At 69.5% G+C, this 9,015-nt stretch carries 6 protein-coding genes; 4 read left to right on the forward strand and 2 right to left on the reverse strand.

All coding sequences use genetic code 11. The features are described 5' to 3' along the window. The first annotated feature begins 303 nt into the window (after positions 1-303). Positions 304-507: a cold-shock protein gene (locus tag ABF821_RS18095; RefSeq protein ID WP_012225746.1), complete on the forward strand. Its 204-nt coding sequence runs from the start codon at positions 304-306 to the stop codon at positions 505-507. Positions 508-515: 8 nt separating this feature from the next. Here the strand turns inward: ABF821_RS18095 and ABF821_RS18100 are convergent, their stop codons facing one another. Beyond that, positions 516-3,608, reverse strand: coding sequence for an ATP-dependent DNA helicase (locus tag ABF821_RS18100; protein WP_415531077.1), 3,093 nt, complete (start codon positions 3,606-3,608; stop codon positions 516-518). A gap of 119 nt (positions 3,609-3,727) precedes the next feature. On the opposite strand from ABF821_RS18100, the gene ABF821_RS18105 reads away from it, so the two are divergent. The 3 genes from ABF821_RS18105 to ABF821_RS18115 all read left to right on the forward strand — a co-directional run bounded on the left by ABF821_RS18105 (position 3,728) and on the right by ABF821_RS18115 (position 8,282). After that, complete coding sequence (locus ABF821_RS18105) at positions 3,728-5,350, forward strand: lysine--tRNA ligase (protein WP_415531078.1); 1,623 nt, start codon at positions 3,728-3,730, stop codon at positions 5,348-5,350. 42 nt (positions 5,351-5,392) lie between these two features. Beyond that, positions 5,393-7,456, forward strand: coding sequence for a lysylphosphatidylglycerol synthase domain-containing protein (locus ABF821_RS18110; RefSeq protein ID WP_415531079.1), 2,064 nt, complete (start codon positions 5,393-5,395; stop codon positions 7,454-7,456). Positions 7,457-7,550: 94 nt separating this feature from the next. Continuing rightward, the gene (locus ABF821_RS18115) at positions 7,551-8,282 is read left to right on the forward strand and encodes a MarC family protein (RefSeq protein ID WP_182974766.1); all 732 of its coding nucleotides are present in this window, start codon (positions 7,551-7,553) and stop codon (positions 8,280-8,282) included. On the opposite strand, the gene ABF821_RS18120 is transcribed toward ABF821_RS18115, so the two are convergent. Further along, positions 8,257-8,889, reverse strand: a complete 633-nt coding sequence (locus tag ABF821_RS18120) for a uracil-DNA glycosylase family protein (RefSeq protein WP_415531080.1) — start codon at positions 8,887-8,889, stop codon at positions 8,257-8,259. The two genes, ABF821_RS18115 and ABF821_RS18120, sit on opposite strands and share 26 nt — an antisense overlap. Between the last annotated feature and the right edge of the window lie 126 nt (positions 8,890-9,015).

Raw genomic sequence — 9,015 nt, forward strand, 5'->3', positions numbered from 1 at the left:
GCGGGGGGGCGGGTGATGGCGACGGTGGCGCTGTCGCTCCTTGGCCTGACGGGACTTGGGTTGGGCCTGATCCGGATGCTGCATCTGGCCTGATGTCCCGCGGCGGCAGGCGGCCCGGCGCGGCCAGGATGTCATGATTTTTAAAAAAACGGGCACCCGGATGGTTTGACAAACCGGCAGGGTTCGTGCGCCCATAACCGTATCTGGATCGATGCTGGTCGTCGGCGGTGGCCCGCCGGGTATCGCGTGTCGGGCAGACATCGGTCGAGCGGCATCATGCCGGCAACAAGGGACGAAGTGACTATGGCGACGGGTACCGTGAAGTGGTTCAACGCAACCAAGGGTTTTGGCTTCATCATGCCCGAGGACGGGGGCAAGGATGTGTTCGTGCACATCACGGCCGTTCAGGCGGCGGGTCTGCGGGGCCTGAACGAGAACCAGCGCGTCAGCTATGATGTCGTGACCGAGCGCGGCAAGGCGGCGGCATCGAACCTCAAGCCGCTCTGACGGCAGGATTACGGGGCGGGGGGCATCGTATGTTCCCCGTCCGCCGAGGCGCGCAGGAAGGCTTGCAGGTCCCGCGCGGTTTCGGCCAGCCCGGCCCGGTGGACGGCAACGCCATCGGGGAAGGCCGACATCAGCCGTGAGGGTGCCCGGCGGTCGAGCAGTACGAACGCCCCCCGGTCCCCCGTGCTGCGGATCAGCCGGCCGAACGCCTGGCGCAGGCGCAGGCGTGCGATCCGGTCGTCATACTCGCCCGGCGCCCCGTGCGACAGGTGCGTGCGGCGCTCGCGATGCAGGATGTCGGGGCGGGGCCACGGCACGCGCTCGAACACCACCAGACGCAGCGCGTTGCCGGGGACATCGACCCCGTCGCGCATCGCATCCGTGCCCAGCAGGCAGGAATTTTCTTCCGAACGGAAGATATCGACCAGCGTGGCATTATCCATGCCGTCGACATGCTGGGCGTAAAGCGGGATGCCCGCTTCCTCCAGCGGTTGCGACAGCCGCCGATGCACGGCGCGCAGGCGGGAAATCGCGGTGAACAGGCCCAGGCCGCCGCCGCCGGCGGCCAGGAACAGCGTGCGATAGGCGGCGGCCAGCGCGCCGATATCGTCATGGGCCACGTCGGTGACGACGAAGGCGCGGCTCTGGTGGCGATAATCGAACGGGCTGGCCAGCGCGGCGCGCAGTGCCGGCGAGGGCAGGTGGCTGGCGCCGGTCCGGGCCTCGGCGGCCTCCCACGCGCGTTCGGCTTCCTCCGGGTCGCCCTTGGCGTTTTCGTCGCGCAGGGTGGCCGAGGTGATCAGCACGCCATGGGCCGGGGCCGCCAGCACGGTGGCGAAGGGGATGGTCGGGTCCAGCCAGTGGCGGTGCAGCCCGACATCCTGCTCGCCGGGGCGCTGGCCCTCGCGGCGGTCCATGCGGATGAAATCGACATATTGCGGGGCGCCGAGGCTGGTGCCGTCGCGGACCTCGCCGATTGCGCGCAGCATCGCGCTCCATCCGTCCACCCGGCTGAGGGCGCGTCGGCGCATCGTGCGGACCGCGGCCTCGATCCGCTCGCGGGTCGCGGGGTCGAGGTCGCCCGATTCGTCGTCCAGACGTTCCAGCAGGCGGTCGACCAAAGTGCGCAGGGCGACCGACAGACGGTCCAGCGCCCGCGCCAGCGTGTTTGCGGCCGGCGACACGTCCTCGGCCAGCGGATGCAGGTCGCATTCGATGGCGCCCGGCATGGTGTGCGGCTGGGCCGGGTCGCCGGCGCGGCTGCGGGCGACGACCTGGCAGGCCAGCAGGTGCAGGAACTGTTCGCAGGGGTTGGGCAGCGTGTCGCGCGCGGGGGGCGGTGTGTCCCTGGCCGTGTGGTCCTCGCCGGGCGGGGCGGGCATGGCGGCGCGCAGCATGCCGGCCAGGCGGCCGGACCAGCCGGGCGCGGGCAGGGCGTGGGCGGCCTGCAACACGGCATCCAGCGGGGATTCCAGTCTGGCGTCGCCGACCACCAGATCGTCCAGCCGGCGCTTGAGGCCACGGGCGCGGGAGCGCGCGCCCTCGGCGCCCAGCAGCCAGCGGCGGAGTTCGGCCGCTTCCAGCCCCGACAGTTCGACCGAGAAGGCACTGTCGGCGGCGTCCATCACATGATGGCCTTCGTCGAACACGTAGCGGGTGGGGATATTGTCTTCGTCGGAGGCCGTCTCGTCGCCCATCGCGTGCCATGCGGCCTGCGTCATCACCAGCGCGTGGTTGGCGATGACCAGATCGGCCTGGCGGGCGCGCCGGATCGAATGTTCGACGAAGCAGCGTTGATAATGCGGGCAGGCGCCGTGGATGCATTCGCCCCGCCGGTCCGCCACGCCCGCCAGCGTGCCGCGCCCGAACAGGTCGCCGAACCAGCCGGGCAGGTCGCCGCCCATCAGGTCGCCATCGGCGGTGACGCCGGCCCAGCGGGCCAGCAGCGACAGCGCGATGATGCTGCCTGAGAGGCTGCCAGTGGGGCTGCCAGTGGGGCCGCCCCGGTTGCCGGCGACGTTCACGGCTTCTTCCATGTTCAGCAGGCACAGGTAGTTTTCCCTGCCTTTGCGCAGGACCACATGTTGCCGCCGGATGGCCGGGTCGGGGTGGAGGCGTGTGAGTTCGCCCTCGATCTGGCGTTGCAGGTGCCGTGTGTAGGTGCTGATCCAGACGGAGCCGCCATTGCGTTCGGCCCACAGGCTGGCGGGCGCGACGTAGCCCAGCGTCTTGCCGGTGCCGGTGCCCGCTTCGGCCAGGACCATGTGCGGGTCGCGCCCCCGCCGGGGGGGGGGGGGCGCGGCGCCGGGCGCGCCCCCCCCCAACCGCCCGCCCCGCGGGTGCCGGGGCCGGGCGCCCGCGGCGCCCTGCCCCGGGGGCGGGCGCCCCCGCGGCGGGCGGGGGGCCAAGGCGGCGCTGGCCGCGCCCGCGAAATCGGCCTGGCCGGCGCGGCTTTCGGCCTGCGCGCCCAGCATCTCGGCCAGCCGGCGGCGGGCGTCCGCCACCGGGACCGGCTGGCTGGACGGGGCCGGGCGGGGAGCCGTTTCCTCCCATTTGGGCAGGCGGCGCCAGACGCGGATGGCGTCGCCCGGTTGCAGGGATTCGGCCGGCAGGGGGTGGGCGGCGCCCAGGGTGGCCAGCACGCTGGGACCCCAGGCCCAGCCGGCGCGGTCCATCCTGACCGCCAGCGCCGCCATTTCCTCGCCCGCCGGGGTGGGGCGCAGGGAAGCGATATGGTCGAGCAGGAGATCCGCGAGGTCGGGCAGCAGGTCGGCTTCGGCCTTGCCGATCCGCGCCGCGTCCAGCCCCAGGGCCATGGCCAGCCCCCGCGCGGTCGGCGGGATCGTGCGGCCGGGCATGGCGAACAGGAACAGGTCCAGCAGGTCCAGCCACGCTGTCGGCTGGGGCTGGGGGGGCAGGCCCAGCCGGCGTGCGGTCAGCGGCGCGTGGACGACCAGGGGCGGCGGCATGTCCCGCAGCAGCCGTGCCGCTTCCTCGCCCGGCACGGCCAGGAGTTCGCCGTCGGACGTCAGCAGCGAGCAGGTGCCGTGACGCGCCACCAGGGCGGGCGGCAGGTCGGCAGAGGGGGGCGGTGTGGCCATCAAGGGAACATATAGGGGACGAATCGCCGTCTGTCGCCCACCCGATGGAGGCCCGATGGAGGGATGATGTATGGTATGGATTGACCGGTCAGGTTTCAGTTCATAGCTTCCTGCGCATCATGTCCGATCAGAACCGTCTCGATCCCGCTTCCCTGCCCAAGGCCTGGCCGTTCGAAGAGGCGGCCAAGCTGGCCGCCCATGTCGAACGCAAAGCCCTGCCGGCCGACGCGCCCGCTTTGCTGGAAACCGGCTATGGGCCGTCCGGCCTGCCGCATATCGGCACCTTCGGCGAGGTGGCGCGGACCAGTTGGGTCCGCCAGGCCTATACGCGCCTGACGGGGCGGCCGACGCGGCTGCTCGCTTTTTCCGACGACATGGACGCGCTGCGCAAGGTGCCGGACAATGTGCCCCATGGCGACCTGCTGCGCCAGCATCTGGGCAAGCCGCTGTCGCGCATTCCCGACCCGTTCGGCACCCACGAATCCTTTGCCGCCCACAACAATGCGCGGCTGCGGTCGTTTCTGGACGGATTCGGCTTCGAATATGAATTCGCGTCCTCCACCGAATATTATGCCAGTGGCCGGTTCGACGCGGCGTTGCGCCGGGTGCTGGAAGTGCATGACGAGATCGTCGCGGTCATCGCGCCGACGCTTGGCCCGGATCGCCGCGCGACCTATTCCCCCGTTCTGCCCATTCATCCGCGCACCGGGCTGGTGATGCAGGTGCGCATGGATGGCATCGACCCCGTGGCGGGGACGGTGCGCTGGACCGACGAGGACGGCGAAACGTTCGAGACCCCGGTGACCGGCGGCCATGCGAAGATGCAGTGGAAGGCGGACTGGGCCATGCGCTGGTTCGCGCTGGGCGTCGATTACGAGATGTCGGGCAAGGACCTGATCGACAGCGTGAAGCTGTCGGGAAAAATCTGCCGCATTCTGGGTGGCGAGGCGCCGGCCGGCCTGACCTACGAGCTGTTTCTGGACGAGAACGGCCAGAAGATCTCCAAATCCAAGGGCAACGGCATCTCGGTCGAGGAATGGCTGCGCTATGCGCCCGCCGAGAGCCTGGGCCAGTATATGTTCAATGCGCCCCAGCGGGCGAAGCGCCTGTTCTTCGACGTTATTCCCAAGGCGGCGGACGAGTATCTGGCCAATGTCGCGCGTGCCCGCGCGCAGGAGGCCGATGAGTCGGCGCTGCTGGCCAATCCGGCCTGGTTCATCCATGCCGGGCGGATCGACGACCGCGCGGGCAGCCCGCTGACCTTCGCCATGCTGCTCAACCTGGCCAGCGCCGCGAACGCGGATACGCCCGATGTGCTGTGGCGGTTCATTCACCGCTATGATGCGGCGGCCTCGCCCGAGACCTGCCCGATGCTGGCGCGGCTGGTGGATCACGCGATCGTCTATTACGCGGATTTCGTGCGGCCTTCGAAGACTTACCGGGAGCCCGATGCGCGGGAGCGCGCGGCCCTGGCCGATCTGGCGGAGACGCTGCGCGGGCTGGAGGGGGACGCGACCGACCCCGACATGTTGCAGAATCTGGTCTTCGAGATCGGCAAGCGGCATGGGTTCGAGCCGCTGCGGAGCTGGTTCGGCTGCCTGTACGAGGTCCTGTTGGGCCAGAAGGAGGGGCCGCGATTCGGTATTTTCATCGGTCTCTACGGGGTGGCGGAAACCGTGGCGCTGATCGAGGCGGCGCTGCTTCGAGCGGTGGCCGGGACCGCGTCTGTCGCCGCCGGTTGACGCAGGGGTGGTGACCTCTGCCATGGCCGGGTTCGCTCTCTGATGGTTCTGAACTGCTCCCTTCCGCCGGATGGCCCCCCGCCGCCGGCGCCGGGTTGGCGGCGGCTGCTGCGGCATCTGCCGCATGTGGTGGGCCTGTGCCTGATGGTCGCCGCGATCGTCGTGGTCCAGCATGAGGTGCGGGACCTGCATTGGGATGATATCCGCGCGGCGCTGGGGACCATACCGGCCACGACCATGATGCTGGGGATCGGCTGTACGGTCCTGTCCTATTTCATCCTGTCCTTCTACGATTGCCTGGCGGTGGTGCAGGTCGGGCATCGGCTGTCGTTCCGCAAGGCGGCCTTTGCCTCGTTCTGTTCGTATGTGCTGTCGCACAACCTTGGTTTCGCCGCGATTTCCGGGGCGGCCGTGCGCTTTCGGCTGTATGGCAACTGGGGGGTGGGGGCGTTCGATATCGCCCAGATCATCGCGTTCTGTTCCGCGACCTATCTGCTGGGGGCGGGGGCGCTGATCGGGGCCGTGCTGCTGCTGGAGCCCGGTGCGATACCGGTCATCGGCGCGCATCTGCCGCATCTGGTACTGGCGGGGATCGGGCTGCTGCTTTGGGCGGTGGTGGGAGGCTATATCCTGCTCGGGCTGTGGCTGACGCAGGTGCGGATCTGCCGCTGGACCATCGTGCTGCCCCGGCCGCCCATGGCGTTTGCCCAGATGGTGGTCGCGGCCGCCGAGGTCGCCGCCACGGCGGGGATTGCCTACATCTTCCTGCCGTCGGGGGGCGGGCTGGGATATGGGGTGTTCCTGGCCATCTATATCGCCTCCTACACCGCCGGTCTGGTGGCCAGCGTGCCGGGGGGGCTGGGGGTGTTCGACGGGGCGATGATGCTGGCGCTGGGGGCGTATCTGCCGCCGTCGCAGATCGTCAGCACCATTCTGGTCTTCCGGTTGTTCTATTACATCATCCCGCTCTTTCTTGCCGGGCTGATGTTCGCGGGGCACGAACTGTTCCTGCGCGGGGATGCCGCCCTGGCGCGCAAGGGCGCGCCCCGTATCCCCCGGCGCGGGCCGCGCGACATCCGGCCCAGCCATGTGATTCGCGAGAGCGAGGCCGATTTCTCGGTTGTGGTGGCGACGGGGGCGGTTTCGATCTGCGGGGCGCTGCTGATCGCGCTGACGATCCTGGACCCCGCGTCGTGGAGCAATGCCGGCGGGCTGCATCATCTGGTGGGCGTGGCGGGCGATTACCTGCTGTCGCTGATCGGCGTGGCGCTGATCGGGCTGGCCGTGGGCCTGTCGCAGCGCGTGACGCTGGCCTGGAAACTGACGCTGGGCCTGCTGGTGGGGGCGGTCGCGCTGACCCTGCTGCGGGGGGCATCGCTGGCCGTGCCGGGCATTCTGGGACTGGTGGCGGTTCTGATCGCGCCGTTCCGCAGTTCCTACTACCGGCATGCGCGGATTCTGAGCGAACCGCTGTCGTTCCGGACCGGGCTGTCGCTGGTGCTGCTGATCGGCTGCGTGCTGGTGCTGGTCTGCTCCGGGCCGCAGGACGAGGTGGGCGGGAGTTGGTGGGAGGTCATGCTGTTCACCTCCTCCCACGGCATTGCGCAATGGGTCATGGGGCTGGCCGTCTTGCTCGGTCTGGTCATGATCGGCCGGCTGGTGCGTCCTGGACGGATTGCCGTGCGGCCCTGGGACACCGCTGGCGACGCCGAATACCAGGCGCTGGATCATGCGCTGGACGATCTGGGGCCGATCCCGCCCACCGGGCTGATCCCCGGCGAAGCCGGCCTTGCCCTGCTGCCGTTCGTGCGGACGCAGACCTTTCTCATCGGGCTGGGCGATCCTGCCGGGAAGTCGGCCGATTGTGCCTCCGCCATCTGGTGGCTGCGGGACCTGGCGGTGCAGGAGGGCAGGCAGCCGGCATTCTGGCAGGTCGGAGCCTCGATGCTCGATGTCTATAACGATCTGGGCCTGACATCCTGGCCGCTGGTGGAGGAAACCGGCGACGACCGGTATCTGTGCTGCCTGCCGCAGAGCGTGCAGCCTGTCATTGCTGTGATGCAGACGGGTGGGGGCGTGCCCGCCATGCGTCTGGACGGGGCTTGACGGCCGCGTCAGTCTGGGAAAAACGATAGCCGGCTTTCGACTGGTGGCGACTGGTCGGGCATTGCCGCCAGATCGCTCCTTGGAATGCGTTCCGATGTCCCCAGGCCTTCATGGCATTGCTTCCCTCGGTTGGAAGGATGCGCTCTCCGTCTTCAGCAATACGTTTCTGCTGGCGTTTCCTGCCCTGTTCTCGATCGTCAATCCGCTTGGGGCGTCGCTGATCTTCTCGCAGGTGACCGCCGGGCGGGAGCGGAGCGAAACGCTGGCACTGGCCCGGACGGTCGCGCTCTATTCGGCGGCGCTTCTGATCGCTTCGATCTGGGCCGGCAGTGCGATTCTCGCATTCTTCGGCATTACGGTGGATTCGCTGCGGATCGCCGGTGGGCTGGTGGTGGCCGTGCGGGCCTGGGCGCTGCTTCAGGCGCCGGAGGAAGCCGCCGCGCGCAAGGAAAAGCAGGCCATGCAGGGCGGGCGGACCGTCACGCTGCCGAGTTGGACGGAAATGGCCTTCTTTCCGATGACCATGCCGTTCACGGTTGGGCCGGGGTCGATCGCGGTCGCGATCGCGCTGAGTGCCTCGCGGCCGGCATCGCCCGCGTGGCTGCCCTTCTATCTCGCGGTTTCGGCGGCCGCGATCGTCGTGGCGGGAACGGTGTGGCTGGCTTATTCCTATGCCGAGCGGCTGGTCGTTCTGCTGGGGGTGACGGGCGCGCGGATCGTCTCGCGCCTTGCCGCGCTGATCCTGCTGTGTATCGGCGTGCAGATCCTCTCGGCGGGGATCGAGGGGTTGGTGGTGACGATCATGCACGCTGTGGCGGCGTCGTGACCTGTCGGGACGGTGCCAGCAGGGGGGCGATGGCGGCGCGTAGCGCCGGGAGGACCTCTGCCGTAAACCAGGGATTGCGGCGCTCCCACGCCCCGGTGCGCCAGGACGGATGCGGCAGGGGAAAATAGCGGGGCAGATAAGCGCGGAAATCGCGCACGCGGTCTTCCACGCGGCCCGGCCCCAGGACTGCCGCCTGGGCGTACGACCCGACCAGGAGGGTCAGGGTGATGTCGGGCATGCAGGCCAGCAGCTTCTCCCGCCAGAGCGGGGCGCATTCGGGGCGCGGCGGGCGGTCGCCGCCCTTGGTCATGCGGCCCGGATAGCACAGGCCCATCGGCAGGATGGCGATGCGGCTGGAGTCGTAGAAGGTCTCGCGATCCATGCCGAGCCAGCCTCGTAGCCGGTCGCCGGAAGCATCGTTGAACGAAATTCCCGTTTCATGAACCCGTGTGCCGGGGGCCTGGCTTGCGATCAGCAGGCGGGCGGTGGGCGAGACATGCAGGACCGGGCGTGGTCCCAGCGGCAGGCTGTCGGCACAGACACGGCATGCGCGCACCTGTGCGACGAGGGCGGTGAGATCGTCCCCCGCCCTGGTGCGGTCTGTCATGCGCCCAGGAGTTCTATGACCCATTGGGGGACCATGCGGGTCGCGGGGCCTATCAGCGTGCGGTCGAACGGGGTGGGGGCCGGGGGTGGGGGGGGGTTGTTGGCCTGGGTTGCGGCAGGGTCCGGG

It is taken from the genome of Gluconacetobacter sp. (assembly GCF_047721585.1).
Lineage (GTDB): Bacteria > Pseudomonadota > Alphaproteobacteria > Acetobacterales > Acetobacteraceae > Gluconacetobacter > Gluconacetobacter dulcium.

Bases quoted from the DNA above. Each gene is read 5' to 3' on its own strand.
- ABF821_RS18110 (WP_415531079.1), top strand. From the start codon at position 5,393: ATGGTTCTGAACTGCTCCCTTCCGCCGGATGGCCCCCCGCCGCCGGCG.
- ABF821_RS18100 (WP_415531077.1), bottom strand. From the start codon at position 3,608: ATGGCCACACCGCCCCCCTCTGCCGACCTGCCGCCCGCCCTGGTGGCG.
- ABF821_RS18120 (WP_415531080.1), bottom strand. From the start codon at position 8,889: ATGACAGACCGCACCAGGGCGGGGGACGATCTCACCGCCCTCGTCGCA.
- ABF821_RS18095 (WP_012225746.1), top strand. From the start codon at position 304: ATGGCGACGGGTACCGTGAAGTGGTTCAACGCAACCAAGGGTTTTGGC.
- ABF821_RS18105 (WP_415531078.1), top strand. From the start codon at position 3,728: ATGTCCGATCAGAACCGTCTCGATCCCGCTTCCCTGCCCAAGGCCTGG.
- ABF821_RS18115 (WP_182974766.1), top strand. From the start codon at position 7,551: ATGTCCCCAGGCCTTCATGGCATTGCTTCCCTCGGTTGGAAGGATGCG.